The sequence below is a fragment of the Arthrobacter sp. ASL1 genome (genome assembly GCF_056680475.1).
The window spans coordinates 3,336,290-3,351,467 of sequence record NZ_CM155284.1; the positions used below are offsets into that span (position 1 = coordinate 3,336,290).

Genomic DNA, 15,178 nt, shown 5'->3' on the forward strand with positions numbered 1-15,178 from the left:
GACCGCACGAACCCCTCACAAGTGAGAAAGTGAACACATGAGCGAACTGAGCCACAACGTCGACAAGAAGCTGGTGTTGGCATCCGGCCGCGCACACCCGGAGCTGGCCGAGGAGATCGCGGCGGCACTCGACACCGAGCTGCTGCCCATGTCCGCCTATGATTTCGCCAACGGCGAGATCTACGTCCGCTCGGGGGAGAGCGTGCGCGGCAAGGATGTCTTCATCATCCAGGCCCACCCGGCGCCACTGAACAACTGGCTGATGGAACAGCTGATCATGATCGACTCCATGAAGCGTGCCTCCGCCCGCCGCATCACCGTCGTCTCGCCGTTCTACCCGTACGCCCGTCAGGACAAGAAGGGCCGTGGACGTGAGCCGATCTCGGCCCGGTTGGTCGCGGACCTCTACAAGACGGCCGGCGCCGACCGCGTCATGAGCGTTGACCTGCACACCGCGCAGATCCAGGGGTTCTTCGACGGCCCCGTCGACCACCTGTTCGCCATCCCGCTGCTGGCCGACTACATCCGCACCCGGGTGGAGGCCGACAACGTCACCGTCGTCTCCCCGGACACCGGACGCGTCCGCGTCGCCGAACAATGGGCGGAACGCCTCGGCGGCGCCCCGCTGGCGTTCGTGCACAAGTCGCGCGACCTCACGGTACCGAACCAGGCCATCTCCAAGACCGTCGTCGGCCAGATTGAGGGACGCACCTGCGTGCTCATCGACGACATGATCGACACGGGTGGCACCATCTCGGGGGCCGTCCGCGTGCTCAAGGACGCCGGCGCGAAGGACGTCATCATCGCCGCCACCCACGCGGTGTTCTCCGACCCGGCGGCACAGCGACTCTCCGAGTCCGGCGCCCGCGAGGTGGTCGTAACCGACACGCTGCCGATCCCGAACTCCAAGCGCTTCAAGCAGCTCACCGTCCTGTCGATTGCCCCCCTGATCGCCCGCGCGATCAAGGAGGTCTTCGAGGACGGTTCCGTCACGAGCCTCTTCGACGGCAACGCCTAGGCCCACCAGCACGACGGCCGGTGCTCAGCCCCCTTCCCCACGCGGGGTTGGGGGCTGTCCCGTCCCCGGTCGGCCGTTGGCTTGCGGCCTGCTAAACTGGGATGCAGTGCCCAGGCGAGGGAACTGCCGGATGAGGATCCGCAGGTTCCGTGATCGACAAGGCCCAACGCCCCACGGCGTCCATCCTGCGGGATCGGCTTCGTACGGTGTCCGGACCACGATCTGTCCGGGCAGACCGCAACAGCCACACCACCCAGGAGATACCCATGACGCACGACAAGGTCACCCTGCCCGCAGAGGTCCGCAGCGACTTCGGCAAGGGCGCTGCCCGCACCGCCCGCCGCGCATTCAAGATCCCCGCAGTCATCTACGGCCACGGTGCCGAGCCGCTGCACATCCTGCTGCCGGCCCAGGAGGCCACCCTGGCGCTCCGCGTGTCCAACGCACTGCTGACCATCGACGTCGACGGCGAAACCCACCTCGCCCTGGTCAAGGACGTCCAGCGCCACGCGCTGCGCCAGACCGTTGACCACATCGACCTGCTGACCGTGAAGAAGGGCGAGAAGGTCACAGTCGACGTGTCCGTGCACATCGAGGGCGAAATCGCCCCCGGCGCCGTCCTGGACGTGGACCACTACACCGTTTCCCTCGAGGCCGACGCCACCAACCTGCCCGAGTGGGTCAGCGTGAACGTCGATGGCCGCGAAGTGGGCAACCACGTGCTGGCCTCCGACTTGGTCCTGCCGAACGGTGCCGCCCTGCTCATCGACGCCGACACCGTCATCGCCACGGTCGACGAGCCGAAGGTCCAGGACCTCGGCTCGACCGAGGACGCGACCGAAACCGCAGCCGCCGAGGGCGAGAAGCCCGCCGCAGCCGCCTCCGCAGAGTAGGGAAACCTCCTGCCCTGATGGCAAGCAACACCTGGCTCGTAGCCGGGCTCGGGAATCCCGGGCCCGGCTACGCCCATAACAGACACAATGTGGGCCACATGGTCCTCGACGAACTCGCCGGTCGCGTCGGCGGGTCGTTCAAGGCGCACAAATCCAACGCGCAGGTCCTTGAGGGGCGTCTGGGCATCGGCGGACCGCGGGTCGTCCTGGCCAAACCGATGACGTACATGAACGTTTCGGGAGGGCCCGTCGCGGGACTGGCGCGCTTCTTCGATATCGACCCGCTGCATATTGTTGCGATTCATGACGAAATCGATATTCCCTTCAACACGATCAAGCTGAAGCTCGGCGGGGGAGAGGGTGGACACAACGGCCTGCGCGACATCTCGAAGGCCCTGTCGACCAAGGACTACTACCGCGTCAGGGTGGGGGTCGGACGCCCGCCGGGCCGGATGGACACCGCGGATTTCGTGTTGCGGGACTTCGGGACCACCGAACGCAAGGAGCTGCCGTTCCTCATCGATGGGGCCGCTGACGCCGCGGAACTGCTGGTCCGCGAAGACCTGCAGGCCGCCCAGCAGAAGTTCCACGGCGCGTAGTCCACAGCCGAAAGAACGAAATTTTTGTTTGACAACAATTTCACATATCATCGCTTCATGCCTTACGGCTCCCTTAAGCGGGGCCGGTAGCGGGCGGCCTCTGAGACTGGGCCACCCCCATCCCGCTACCGGTCCCTTTTTTCATGTCCGCTCACTGCCGCGGTAAGGCGTGACTCACATGAACGGGCCCCACCGTGCGTGCGATCATTAGGTCATGGATTCGTTGCGGAATCCACGGGGCCCGTGCCCCGACGAACATCCCCGATCCAAGGACGCGACGTACGTGGAAACAGTTACCGGACCCCGCGGGGCAGCAGATGCCGAACCGGCCCTGGCCCCGCTGGACAACACGGAAGTGCGCCGCCTGCGCGCCGACTTCACCCTGCTGGAACGGACCGTGAATTCCGTGCCCCTGGTCTATCTCGACTCCGGAGCGACGTCGCAGAAGCCTCAATCGGTCCTGGACACCGAGCAGCACTTCTACGAGAACTTCAACGCGGCCGTCCACCGTGGCGCGCATACCCTCGCCGTCGAGGCCACCGAGATCTACGAGGAAGCCCGCGAGAAGACCGCACGGTTCATCGGGGCCGGGACCGACGAGGTCGTCTGGACCTCGAACGCCACCGAGGCGCTGAACCTGCTCACCTATTCCTTCTCCAATGCCAGCGCCGGCAGGGGAGGGGAAGCCGCCCAACGCTTCGCGCTGGGCCCGGGCGACGAGATCCTGGTGACCGAGCTCGAGCACCACGCCAACCTCATCCCCTGGCAGGAGCTCGCCTTCCGCACCGGAGCGAGCCTGAAGTACATCCCGGTCGACGGTGACGGCGCATTGCGGATGGATCTTGCCGCGGACCTGGTCGGCCCGCGCACCCGCATCCTCGCCTTCACCCACGTCTCCAACGTGCTGGGAACCGTGGTCGACGTTGCAGCCCTCGTGGAGCTGGCCCGCGCCGTCGGTGCCCTGACGGTCCTGGATGGTTGCCAGTCAGTTCCGCACCTGCCCGTGGACGTGAAGGCACTGGATGTGGACTTCATGGCCTTCTCCGGCCACAAGATGCTCGGCCCCACCGGCATCGGCGCCCTGTATGGTCGGCGGGAACTGCTCGACGCCATGCCCCCCTTCCTCACCGGCGGCTCCATGATCACCACCGTGACCATGGAACGCTCCGAATTCCTGCCGGCGCCGACCCGCTTCGAGGCGGGTACCCAGCGGATCTCCCAGGCCGTCGCCCTGGCTGCGGCGATCGACTACCTGGATGAGGTCGGCATGGACCGCATCGCCGCCTGGGAGGAACACCTGGGCCGGCGCCTCGCCGCCGGACTCGCGTCGATCCCCGGTGTGCGCCAACTCGGCCCGGCCGGAGCCGCCCGCATCGGCACCGCCACCATCGACGTCCCCGGCGTCCACCCGCACGATGTCGGCCAGTTCCTGGACAGCCGCGGAGTCGCCGTGCGCGTCGGGCACCATTGTGCCCAACCGCTGCACCGGGCCCTCGGCGTCACCGCCAGCACCCGGGCGAGCACCTATCTCTACAACACGGACGATGACGTCGACGCCTTCCTGGGCGCTGTGGCCGACGTGCGCTGGTTCTTCGGGGTGGGCGCATGAGCGACCTGGAACAGCTGTACCAGCAGATCATCCTGGACCACGCCAAGCGCCGCAACGGGGAGGGGCTCGTCGAGTCGGAAGCCGGCCATGCCTGGGGTGAGACCCACCAGCACAACCCGGTCTGCGGCGACCAGATCCGGTTGCGGGTGGAAACCGAGGGCGAAGCCATCCACCGGATCAGCTGGGAGGGGGACGGCTGCTCGATCTCAATGGCCTCCGCCTCGGTGCTGGTCGACCTCGCGACGGGCGGAAGCCGGGAGACGTTGTTGGAGTTGGCCGAGCAGTTCCGCACCGTCATGCGCTCGCGTGGTGCCATCGAGGCCGACGAGGAGGTCCTCGGCGACGCAGCGTCCTTCTCCGGCGTATCGCGCTTCCCCGCCAGGGTCAAGTGCGCGATGCTCGCCTGGGTGGCCGCCGAACAGGCCCTGGCCGCCGCGGATATGGCGGGCGGCCAAGGCTAGGTCCTAGTCCTGCTGGTAGGCGTCGGGGATCCCGTCGCCGTCGTCGTCCCGGCGCTCTTCCTCCGCCAGCCGGCGGTAGCGCCGGTTGCGCGGGGCCAGCCAGATGGCGCCGAGGATCGCGGCGAGCAGCGACCCGGTGAGGATGGCGACCTTGGCGTGCTCGTAATGCGGTGACTCCAGCCCGAAACTGAGCTCGGAGACCAGCAGCGAGACGGTGAACCCGATGCCGGCGATCAGCGTCACGCCGAACAGATCGCCCCAGCGGATCGAGGGATTCAGGTGGGCGTGCCGGGTACGGGTGAGCAGGTAGGTCGATCCCATGATGCCGATCGGCTTGCCCACTACCAGTCCGATGATGATGCCCCAGACAACCGGATCCTGCAGCGCCTTGCCGATCCCCGCCGCGCCACCGAGCGCGACGCCGGCGGAGAAGAAGGCGAAGACCGGCACGCAGATGCCCGAGGACAGGGGCCGGAAACGGTGCTCCATGCGTTCGGAGAGCCCGGTTCCCTCGGCCTTGTCGCGCCGCAGCACCGGGACCGCGAAGCCGAGCAGCACGCCGGCGATCGTCGCGTGGACCCCGGATTCGTGCAGCAGCGCCCAGGCGATGAGCCCCAGCGGCAGCAGGATCACCCAGGCGGCCCAGCTGCGGGTCGCGAAGAGCTTCTGGAACCGCTGCGCCACGAAGAAGAAGGCCAGCAGCGGAATGAGGAACAAACCGAAGTATTCCAGCTTGAGGTCGTCGGTGTAGACGAAGGCGATGATGACGATCGCGATGAGGTCATCGACCACGGCCAGGGTCAGCAGGAACAGGCGCAGCGGCGAGGGTAGGCTGGATCCGATGACGGCGAGCACGGCGACGGCGAACGCGATGTCGGTCGCCGTGGGGATCGCCCAGCCATGCAGGGTCGACCCGCCCGTGCCGATGTTCAGCGCGACGTAGATCAGCGCCGGCACCAGCACGCCACCGAAGGCGGCGGTGACCGGGACGATGGCGCGGCTGAAGTCCTTCAGGTCCCCGATGACGAATTCCTTCTTCAGCTCCAGACCGGTGAGGAAGAAGAAGACCGCCAGCAGCCCGTCCGAGGCCCAGTGCCCCAGGCTCAGATCCAGGTCCACGCCGGGAAGGGGAACGGCCAGGTGGAAGTCGCGCAGGGCGAAGTAGCCGGCGCCCCAGGGGCTGTTCGCCCAGATGATCGCCAGGGCCGCCGCGACGATGAGGATCAGCCCGCCGATGGTCTCCTTGCGCAGGATCTCGCCGATGCGCAGGGATTCGCGGTAGCTGCCGCGGCCCAGGATGGTGCTGCGGGGAGGGGTGGGATCAGGTGTGGTCATCGGGGTCCTCGACTTCAAGTGGGCACAACGTTGTCATTGCCGACCAGACTTCCCGGCTCACCGCTTTCGACCCTACCGCGCCAGGTGGTGCCGGACACAAATCATGACAACGGCGGCACCCGGGTTCCGTAGCGACGGCGCACCGAGGAGACCACCGCCGGGAAGGTTGCCGCACAGAACAGGACGCCCGCCACCGCCCCCAGCGTGTTGGCCACGACGTCGGCCGGGGAGGCGAAGCGGGCGGCCAGCAGCACCAGCTGTGCCGTCTCGATCGCCGTGCTGGCCAGCAGCGCCGCCAGCACGACCATCCACCATCTGCGGGGGGCCAGGATGACCGCACCGAAGGCACCCCACGGGACGAACATGGCCACGTTGGCCAGCCACTCGACCAGGCCGTAGTCGAACCAGCCAGGGATGCCGTGGCCGTGCAGCCAGGAAAGGGCCCGGTCCAGGCCGCCCTGCACGGGCCGGTCGACCGGTACGGGCCAGAAAACGACGAACAGCACGGCGGCCAGGTAGAGGGCGGCCGGGACCACGATGTAGGCGAGGCGCTGGCGGCTTGGCAACAAGCCGGCCAGCGGCAGGCCGGTCCGCAGGGCCGCGAAGCCTAGGCCGGCTGTTCGAGCCACTTCTTGGCCTCGGCGGCCTGCAGGTTCAGTGCCTTGGCCAGGTACGGCTCGGCCGTCGCCGCGATCTTCCCGCCCAGGAACGGGATGGAGGAGGTGACATCGCCGGTGAGCTCGATCGTGGTGGCCCCGGAGGAGGCCACCAGCTTCTGCACGGCCTTGACCTTGACCGGCGCCCCGGCGACGTCGACCGTGACATCCGCGGTGCGGCTGCCATCGGCCGCGGGGGCGGACCAGGTCTCGTGCTGGGTGACGTTCAGCGTCTGGCCAACGAACTTCTTGACCATCTCGGGGAACCGGTCGGTCGGCACCGTGCGGACCGTCGTGGTGGTGAAGGCGCCGCTGACCGGGCCCGAGACGGTGAAGTCCGTCAGGGTGGCGCCGGCCCGCTGGCTGATGTGCTCGACGAAATCGCGACGGGTGAGCACGTCGACGACGGCCTCGGGAGGGTGGGGCAGCGTGGTGGAGGCGTTCAAGGCCATGGGGTCTCCTCGGCGATCGGGATGGTGGTATCGGAGTCCATGCTACGGGGTGGTGCGCCAAATCGCGGTAGGCTGGGAGCCACCCCGGCCTCCTTGTTGATGCCGGGCTTTTGTGCTGTTTCCCGGAAGGAACCCCATGGCCCTCACTGGCCTCCGCGCGGCCCTGGCTGCCGATCCGTCCTACGCGCGCGTGCGCACCTATGCGTCGAAGGACTTCAGCGCACGGAGCCAGGACCTCGAGGTGGCGGCCCCCGCCGGGCTGCGTGCCGCCCTGGTCACCGAGGTGGTCGACGGCTTGTCCGCCGGCGACGGCATCGTCCTGGCCGTGACCGCCACCGGCCGCGAGGCGGAGGAACTGGCCGGGGCGCTGCGCGCCTACCTGCCCGACGGCGCCGTCGAGGAGTTCCCCAGCTGGGAGACGCTCCCGCACGAGCGGCTCTCCCCGCGCTCGGACACGGTGGGACGTCGGCTGAACGTGCTGCGCCGGCTCGCCCACCCCGGGCAGTCCGGGGGCCCGCTGAAGGTGGTCGTCGCGCCGATCCGTGCCGTGGTGCAGCCACTGGTCAAGGGACTCGGGGAGCTGGCCCCCGTGCGGCTGGCGACGGGCGAGGAGAGGTCGTTCGACGCCGTCGTGCACGAGCTGGCGGACGCCGCCTACGCCCGCGTGGACATGGTCACGCACCGGGGCGAGTTCGCCGTGCGCGGCGGGATCCTCGATGTCTTCCCGCCCACCGAGGACCACCCGATCCGCATCGACTTCTTCGGTGACGAGGTCGAGTCGATGCGCTGGTTCGCCGTCGCCGACCAGCGCTCCTTCTCCAAGGCCGACAAGGCCGAGGGCGGGATCGCGGATCCCACGGTGCTCTACGCGCCACCGTGCCGCGAACTGCTGATCACCCCGTCCGTGATGTCCCGCGCGGCCAAGTTGAAGGCCGGGATGCCGGCCGCGGCCGACATGCTGGAGAAGATCGCCGGAGGCATCGCCGTCGAGGGGATGGAGTCGCTGGCACCGTTGCTGGTCGACGCCATGGTCCCGTTCGTCGGGGTGCTGCCGGCGGATTCCGTGGCCGTGGTGATGGAGCCCGAACGGGTGCGGGCCCGTGCCCACGACCTCGCCGAGACCAACGCCGAATTCCTCGCCGCCGCCTGGTCCACCGCCTCCGACGGCGGTGCGGCACCGGTGGACCTGATGCAGGCCGAGGGCCTCGGTGCCGCCCTGGAGGCCGGGAACTTCTCCACCCTGGCCGACACCCGCGCCACCGCCCTGGCCTCGCAGGTCAGCTGGTGGTCCATCACGTCGTTGACCCGCGACGGCGAGCTGGAACTGGATATCGACTCGCTGAACGTTGCGGCGCGCGAACCACGCGGCTACCAGGGCGAGGTCGCCGAGATGATGGACTTCATCGGCTCCCGCGTGCGCGATGACTGGCGCGTGGTCGTGGCCACCGATGGCCCCGGCCCGGCCCAGCGCCTCGCGGAGCTCTTCCACGATGCCGGCATCCCCTGCCACCGCGTCGACTCCGTGGACGGCGCCCCCACCGAGGGGCTGATCGAGATCACGACGGCGGTGGCCGGGCGGGGGTTCGTCTTCGACTCCCTGAAACTCGGGTTGCTCACCGAGGCCGACCTGCTGGGACGCTCCAGTGCCTACTCCGCCAAATCGACCCGCAAGCTCGCCGCCCGGCGCCGCAACGCGGTGGATCCGCTGCAGCTGAGCGAGGGCGACTTCGTCGTGCACGAACAGCACGGCATCGCCCGGTTCGTCGAGCTGATCCAGCGCAAGGTCGGCGGGACCTCGGGGTCCATGCGCGAATACCTGGTGCTCGAGTACGCACCGTCCAAGCGGGGGGCGCCCGGGGACCGGCTCTTCGTGCCGACCGACCAGCTGGACCAGGTCACCCGCTACGTCGGCGGGGAGACCCCCTCGCTGTCGAAGATGGGCGGCAGCGACTGGTCGAACACCAAGTCCAGGGCACGGCGGGCGGTCAAGGAGATCGCCGCGGACCTCATCCGCCTCTACTCCGCCCGGATGGCCTCCCGGGGGCATGCGTTCGGGAAGGACACGCCCTGGCAGTCCGAACTGGAGGAGGCCTTCCCGTTCGTCGAGACGCCCGACCAGCTGACCACGATCAACGAGGTCAAGGCCGACATGGAGCGGGAGATCCCGATGGACCGGCTCATCTCCGGCGACGTCGGCTTCGGCAAGACCGAGATCGCGGTCCGTGCGGCGTTCAAGGCCGTCCAGGACGGCAAGCAGGTCGCGGTGTTGGTCCCCACGACGCTGCTGGCCCGCCAGCACATCGAGACCTTCGGGGACCGCTTTTCCGGTTTCCCGGTACGGGTCGCCTCGCTGTCGCGCTTCCAGACGCCGAAGGAGGCCAAGGACGCCGTCGAGGGGCTCAAGAACGGTTCCATCGACGTGGTCATCGGCACGCACCGCCTGCTGTCCAAGGAGGTGCAGTTCAAGGACCTGGGCCTGGTGATCGTCGACGAGGAGCAGCGTTTCGGCGTCGAGCACAAGGAGGCGCTGAAGCAGATGCGCACCAATGTCGACGTGTTGGCCATGTCGGCGACCCCGATCCCGCGCACGCTGGAGATGTCTTTGACCGGTATCCGCGAAACCTCCACACTGGCGACCCCGCCGGAGGAACGCCATCCGGTGCTCACCTACGTCGGACCGCATACCGACAAGCAGGTCACGGCGGCGATCCGCCGTGAACTCATGCGCGAGGGCCAGGTCTTCTTCGTCCACAACCGGGTTTCCTCGATCGACTCGGTCGCCGCAAAGCTGCGCGAGCTCGTCCCGGAGGCGCGCGTGGAGGTCGCGCACGGCAAGATGAGCGAGGCCAGGCTGGAGCAGATCATCGTGGACTTCTGGGACAGGAAGTTCGACGTCCTGGTCTCCACCACGATCATCGAGACCGGACTGGACATCTCCAACGCCAATACGCTGATCGTGGACCGGGCGAACAACTACGGGCTGAGCCAGCTGCACCAGCTGCGTGGGCGTGTGGGCCGCGGACGCGACCGCGCCTACGCCTACTTCCTCTGGAACGCCGAAAAGCCGCTGGGTGAGGTCGCCCTGGAGCGGCTGAAGGCCGTGGCGGCGCACAACGAACTCGGCTCCGGCTTCCAGCTGGCGATGAAGGACCTGGAGATCCGCGGGGCCGGCAACCTGCTCGGCGGCGAGCAGTCCGGGCACATCGCCGGCGTCGGGTTCGACCTCTACATCCGGCTGGTCGGCGAGGCGGTGGCCAACTTCAAGGGCGAGACCGAGGAGAAGGTCGCCGACATGAAGATCGAGCTGCCGGTCAACGCCCACCTGCCCCACGACTACGTTCCGGGGGAGCGGCTGCGGCTGGAAGCCTACCGGAAGCTGGCGGCGGCGACGGATCCGGAGGCCATCGACGCGGTCGTCGCCGAACTCGTCGACCGCTACGGCGAGCCGCCGGCGGCGGTGGTCAACCTGCTGGAGGTCGCCCGTTTCCGGGTCAGGGCGCGGGCCGCGGGCCTGACGGATGTGGCGATGCAGGGCAACTTCATCAAGTTCGCGCCGGGGACCCTGCCCGAGTCGAAGCTGCTGCGCATGAACCGGATGTACAAGGGGGCGCAGCACAAGCCGGCGCTGGATGCCGTGCTGATCCCCAAGCCGAAGACGGCGTCGATCGGCGGAAGGGACCTGGCCGACGCCGAGATCCTCGCGTGGGCCTCGGGGGTGCTGGAGGCGCTGTTCGAGGACTGACCGCCCCGCGGCACCATTGCCACCCCGGACGCACGCGACCCGGCCGAACCTTTGGGGATTCGACCGGGTCGCGTCGTGTTCGGGAGCCTACCCCGTCCGCCTACCGGACGGCGCTGGGGCCGGTCGGCGTGGCGCCGCCCTCGTCGGTCCAATCGCTCGTCTCGCCGGCCGACCCGAGGGAAGGGTCGGAGATGTGGTCGTTGGCGTGCGAGGGGGCGCCGGAGCCTGCCTCGGACCCGTTACCGGACTTGGCGCGGTGCAGGGCGTTGGACGCGGTGTCCTTCACCTTCCCGGCCACGGTGCCCGCGGCCGACGCGGCAGCCGCGCCGACATCGGGTGCCTTGTCCTTGATGGCATTCTCGACGTCATTCAGCTTTTCCTGCGTGCGGGGGTCCTGCCACAGGTTCTGGACCTTGCCGCGGAGCTGGTCGTACTGTTCGCGGCCCGCCCGGGTGCCGAGGACGTATCCCACTGCTGCTCCGGCCAGAAATGTGAAGATGCGCATTTCGTTCCTCCTCTGCTCACGCGTGGGAACCGGTCTGGAACCCGGAATCCACACTAACGCGTTCGAGCCCGGGACGCAGTGCAATGCGTCGCGCACCGCACCCGCACGGCCGCGGGGGCGGGAAACGACGACGGGTGCCCTCCGGCTAGGCCGGCGGGCACCCGTGGAGGTGGTGTGGTGCTGCTACTTCCTGACGACCTCTGCGGCCGGGCGGCGCTCGGACTCGTGTGAGTCGGAGTGGCCGAGGATGGTCTGCGGGATGCCGAACGACAGCAGGGCCAGCACGAAGCACGCGATGCCCGGCAGCCAGGCGTTTTCCAAGGTCCAGAAGCTCAGCGCGTAGAGGGCGCCCAGGAACAGGATGAAGAACACCGCGAAGGCCAGGAAGTTGCCCGCGAAGTTGCCCTGGCCGGAATAGGCCTTGCTCTTGCCGTCTGAGTACACTGCGATTCTCCTTGTTGTGATGCGCCGGCTGGCGGTGGTGCGCGCTCGCGCTAGTAGCCGGCGGTGCCCTGCTCACCCTCTACAATAGCAACTCCCGAGCTGGCCCCGAGCCGTGTGGCCCCGGCCTCGATCATCGCCTGTGCGTCGGCGAGGGAACGGACCCCGCCGGAGGCCTTGACGCCCAGCTCCGGGCCGACCGTGCGGCGCATCAACGCGATGTCCTCGACCGTCGCCCCGCCCCCGGCGAAACCGGTGGAGGTCTTCACGAAGTCGGCCCCTGCCTCGACGGCGGCCTGGCAGGCCAGGACCTTGGCGGCCTCGTCCAGCAGCGAGGTCTCGATGATCACCTTGAGGATGGCACCGCCGTCGTGCACGGTGGCCGCGACGCCGCCGATGTCGGCGACCAGCGCGTCACGGTCCCCGCGGCGGGCCGCGGAGATGTCGATGACCATGTCGATCTCGCTGGCCCCATCGGCGATGGCCCCGGCGGCCTCGAAGGACTTCACCGCGGTGGTGGTCGCCCCGAACGGGAAGCCGATCACCGAGCAGGTCAGCACGCCCGAGCCCTGCAGCGCCCCGGCGACGGTCGCGACCCAGAGCGGGTTCACGCACACCGACTTGAACTGGTATTTCGCGGCCTCGGCGGCGACGGCCAGGATGTCCTCGCGGGAGGCATCGGGCTTGAGCAGCGTGTGGTCGATGTAGGAGGCGATGGTGGCGGGCGTGGGCTGGGTCATGGTTCCCTCTCAGGTGTGGGTCGGTTGGATCAGAGGCCGAGTGCCGCGCCGGTGTCGGCGCGGACCCGGGCCAGCCGGTCGCGGGCGCGGGTCCGCGCGGCGGGTAGGTCGTCGTCGGAGGCCACCGGTTCGATGACCTCGAGGTAGCACTTGAGCTTGGGCTCGGTGCCGCTGGGGCGCACGATCACCCGGCTGGCATCGGCGGTGGTGAACGCCAGCGCGTCGGTCGGCGGCAGTGCGGCGCCACCCAGCGCCAGGTCGGTGGCGACGTCGACCGGGGAGCCGGCAAACGACGCCGGTACCCGGGACCGCAGGCGGGCCATCAAGGTGCCGAGTTCATCCAGCGAGGCCACGCGCACCGAGAGCTGGTCGGTGGCGTGCAGTCCGTGCTCCAGCGCCAGGGCGTCGAGCGCATCGAGCAGGGTGCGTCCGGCGGACTTGAGGCGGGCCGCGAATTCGGCCAGCAGCAGGGCCGCTGACATGCCGTCCTTGTCGCGCACCAGGTCCGGCGCCACGCAGTAGCCCAGCGCCTCTTCGTAGCCGAAGGACAGGCCGGGGACGCGCGAAATCCACTTGAAGCCGGTCAGTGTTTCCTCGTGGGCGATCCCGGCGGCGGCGGCAATGCGGGCCAGCAGACGCGAGGAGACGATCGAGTCGGCGAAGACGGGCGGGCCGGACGCGGCGGCACCGGGCGCGCCGGCCGCCAGCCGGCTGGCGATGTGGACGCCCAGCAGGGCGCCGACCTCGTCCCCGGTGAGCATCCGCCAGCCGGACTCCGGGTCGTTGACGGCCGCGGCACAGCGGTCCGCGTCCGGGTCGTTGGCGATGACCAGGTCCGCGTCCGTTGCCAGGGCCAGGTCCAGGGCCAGGTCGATGGCGCCGGGCTCCTCCGGGTTGGGGAAGGCGACGGTGGGGAAATCCGGGTCGGGTTCGGCCTGTTCGGCCACCAAGTGGACATCGGGGAAGCCCGCGGTCGCCAGGGCCCGTGACATCGTGTCCCCGCCGACGCCGTGCATCGGGGTCAGCACGATCCGCAGGTCGGCACGGTGCCCCCGTTCGGGCGCGTCGGCCGGTACCAGGGCGGTGATGGATTCCAGGTATCGGGCCTGCACGTCTCCGGGCTCGCCGGCGGCGGGCAGCACGGTCCAGCCGGTGCTGGCCAGTTCGATGCCGTCCAGTGGGCCCGAGGCGGCGATGCGCTCGGCGATCCCTGCATCCATCGGGGCGACGATCTGGGCCCCCTGCCCGGAGTCGGACACGGCCCGTCCGCCCAGGTAGACCTTGTAGCCGTTGTCCTGTGGCGGGTTGTGGCTGGCGGTCACCATGACCCCGGCCTCGCACCCCAGGGCGCGGACGGCCCAGGCGAGCACCGGTGTGGGCAACAGGCCGGGCATCAGGAACGTCTCGATGCCGGCGGCGGTGAAGATGGCGGCGGTCTCCTCGGCGAAGACGTCCGAGTTGTAGCGGGCATCGAACCCGACCACGGCCCGCGGGGTGTAGGCCCCGGCGGCGGCATCGAACAGGTACCGGGCGACGCCGGCCGCGGTGTGCCGGACCACGACCCGGTTCATCCGGTTCGGCCCGGCACCCAATGCCGCCCGCAATCCCGCGGTCCCGAAGGAGAGCGTGCCGGAGAACCGGTCGGCCAGCTCCGCGGCGGCCGCATCGTCGGTTCGGGACGCCTCGAGCAGGGCCAGCAGCTCGGCGGCGGTCGCCGGGTCGGGGTCCGCGGCGGCCCAGGCCTCGGCGCGGGCGAAGAGGTCCTCGGGCAGCTGGGGGGCGGCATTCATGGTGCTCCTGCGGTGGTGTGTTTCTCGGATGGGCGGGGCAGTCCGGGTCAGATGCGCCCGACGATCTCCGCCAGCAACTTCGAGATGCGCGGACCGGCGGCCTGCCCGGCCTCGATGACCTCCGCATGGCTCAACGGCACCGGGCTGATCCCGGCGGCCAGGTTGGTCACCAGCGAGACGCCGAAGACCTCCATGCCGGCGTGCCGGGCGGCGATGGCCTCCAGGGCGGTGGACATGCCGACGAGGTCGGCACCGATGCGCCGGGCATACCTGACTTCGGCCGGGGTCTCGTAGTGGGGCCCGGTGAATTGGGCGTAGACGCCCTCGTCCAGGCTCGGGTCGACCTCGCGGGCGATCGCCCGCAGGCGCGAAGAGTAGAGGTCGGTGAGGTCCACGAACGTCGCGCCCTCCAGGGGCGAGGCGGCCGTGAGGTTGAGGTGGTCGCTGATCAGCACCGGCGTACCCGGGGTCCAGGCCTCGTTCAGCCCGCCGCACCCGTTGGTCAACACCATCGTGGTGCAGCCTGCGGCGGCCGCGGTGCGAACCCCATGGACGACGGCGCGCACGCCTTTGCCCTCGTAGTAATGGTTCCGGGCGCCGAGCACCAGCACCCGCTTCCCGGCCGGGGTCAGGATGGAACGGATGGTGCCGGTGTGCCCGACGACGGCGGGGGAGTGGAACCCGGGCAGGGTTGCCGCATCCAGGGTATGGGTGGTCTCGCCGATCAATTCGGCGGCCTCGCCCCATCCGGAGCCCAGGACGAGGGCGGTGTCGTGGGATTCGATGCCGGTCTGCTCGGCCAGGGCGGCCGCCGCGTCACGAGCCAGCTGGAAGGGATCTTCGTTGATTTCGTTCACGGCACCAACCTACCGTCGGTTGCCCCGCGCCCGGAACCGGCCCCGGCGTGCAAGTTACGGGCAGGTAGTGGAGAATGGGC

14 protein-coding genes are annotated in these 15,178 nt (G+C 69.3%); 6 read left to right on the forward strand and 8 right to left on the reverse strand.

The features are described 5' to 3' along the window. Positions 1-37 precede the first annotated feature (37 nt). From AC1MEQ_RS15805 to sufU, 5 genes are all read left to right on the forward strand, one after another. Entirely contained in the window at positions 38-1,018 is a 981-nt protein-coding gene (locus AC1MEQ_RS15805; protein ID WP_479792036.1) for a ribose-phosphate diphosphokinase, read from the forward strand. A 266-nt stretch (positions 1,019-1,284) separates the two neighbouring features. Continuing rightward, positions 1,285-1,911, forward strand: coding sequence for a 50S ribosomal protein L25/general stress protein Ctc (locus tag AC1MEQ_RS15810; protein ID WP_479792037.1), 627 nt, complete (start codon positions 1,285-1,287; stop codon positions 1,909-1,911). A 17-nt stretch (positions 1,912-1,928) separates the two neighbouring features. Further along, the gene (pth, locus tag AC1MEQ_RS15815) at positions 1,929-2,510 is read left to right on the forward strand and encodes an aminoacyl-tRNA hydrolase (protein WP_479792038.1); all 582 of its coding nucleotides are present in this window, start codon (positions 1,929-1,931) and stop codon (positions 2,508-2,510) included. A gap of 283 nt (positions 2,511-2,793) precedes the next feature. Beyond that, positions 2,794-4,119 (forward strand): aminotransferase class V-fold PLP-dependent enzyme, encoded by a 1,326-nt coding sequence (locus tag AC1MEQ_RS15820; RefSeq protein ID WP_479792040.1) that lies wholly within the window; start codon positions 2,794-2,796, stop codon positions 4,117-4,119. Next, positions 4,116-4,580 (forward strand): Fe-S cluster assembly sulfur transfer protein SufU, encoded by a 465-nt coding sequence (gene sufU / locus AC1MEQ_RS15825; RefSeq protein WP_479792042.1) that lies wholly within the window; start codon positions 4,116-4,118, stop codon positions 4,578-4,580. Before AC1MEQ_RS15820 ends, sufU begins: the two co-directional genes overlap by 4 nt. A 3-nt stretch (positions 4,581-4,583) precedes the next feature. Here the strand turns inward: sufU and nhaA are convergent, their stop codons facing one another. From nhaA to AC1MEQ_RS15840, 3 genes are all read right to left on the reverse strand, one after another. Next, positions 4,584-5,915: a Na+/H+ antiporter NhaA gene (nhaA, locus tag AC1MEQ_RS15830; RefSeq protein WP_479792044.1), complete on the reverse strand. Its 1,332-nt coding sequence runs from the start codon at positions 5,913-5,915 to the stop codon at positions 4,584-4,586. Between the two features lie 101 nt (positions 5,916-6,016). Continuing rightward, positions 6,017-6,544 (reverse strand): VanZ family protein, encoded by a 528-nt coding sequence (locus tag AC1MEQ_RS15835; protein ID WP_479792046.1) that lies wholly within the window; start codon positions 6,542-6,544, stop codon positions 6,017-6,019. Continuing rightward, on the reverse strand, positions 6,523-7,023 hold the full coding sequence (locus AC1MEQ_RS15840; protein ID WP_479792048.1) for a DUF2505 domain-containing protein: 501 nt from the start codon (positions 7,021-7,023) through the stop codon (positions 6,523-6,525). The genes AC1MEQ_RS15835 and AC1MEQ_RS15840 overlap by 22 nt, the downstream gene beginning before the upstream one ends. A gap of 136 nt (positions 7,024-7,159) precedes the next feature. On the opposite strand from AC1MEQ_RS15840, the gene mfd reads away from it, so the two are divergent. Then, entirely contained in the window at positions 7,160-10,765 is a 3,606-nt protein-coding gene (mfd, locus tag AC1MEQ_RS15845) for a transcription-repair coupling factor (RefSeq protein WP_479792050.1), read from the forward strand. 100 nt (positions 10,766-10,865) lie between these two features. Here mfd and AC1MEQ_RS15850 read toward each other — a convergent pair whose 3' ends face one another. The 5 genes from AC1MEQ_RS15850 to AC1MEQ_RS15870 all read right to left on the reverse strand — a co-directional run bounded on the left by AC1MEQ_RS15850 (position 10,866) and on the right by AC1MEQ_RS15870 (position 15,089). Beyond that, on the reverse strand, positions 10,866-11,270 hold the full coding sequence (locus tag AC1MEQ_RS15850; RefSeq protein WP_479792052.1) for a YtxH domain-containing protein: 405 nt from the start codon (positions 11,268-11,270) through the stop codon (positions 10,866-10,868). A 183-nt stretch (positions 11,271-11,453) separates the two neighbouring features. Beyond that, entirely contained in the window at positions 11,454-11,714 is a 261-nt protein-coding gene (locus tag AC1MEQ_RS15855; protein WP_479792053.1) for a hypothetical protein, read from the reverse strand. A 50-nt stretch (positions 11,715-11,764) separates the two neighbouring features. After that, positions 11,765-12,451, reverse strand: a complete 687-nt coding sequence (gene deoC / locus AC1MEQ_RS15860; RefSeq protein ID WP_479792055.1) for a deoxyribose-phosphate aldolase — start codon at positions 12,449-12,451, stop codon at positions 11,765-11,767. Between the two features lie 29 nt (positions 12,452-12,480). After that, entirely contained in the window at positions 12,481-14,241 is a 1,761-nt protein-coding gene (locus AC1MEQ_RS15865; RefSeq protein WP_479792057.1) for a phospho-sugar mutase, read from the reverse strand. A 47-nt stretch (positions 14,242-14,288) separates the two neighbouring features. Further along, the gene (locus AC1MEQ_RS15870; protein WP_479796157.1) at positions 14,289-15,089 is read right to left on the reverse strand and encodes a purine-nucleoside phosphorylase; all 801 of its coding nucleotides are present in this window, start codon (positions 15,087-15,089) and stop codon (positions 14,289-14,291) included. Between the last annotated feature and the right edge of the window lie 89 nt (positions 15,090-15,178).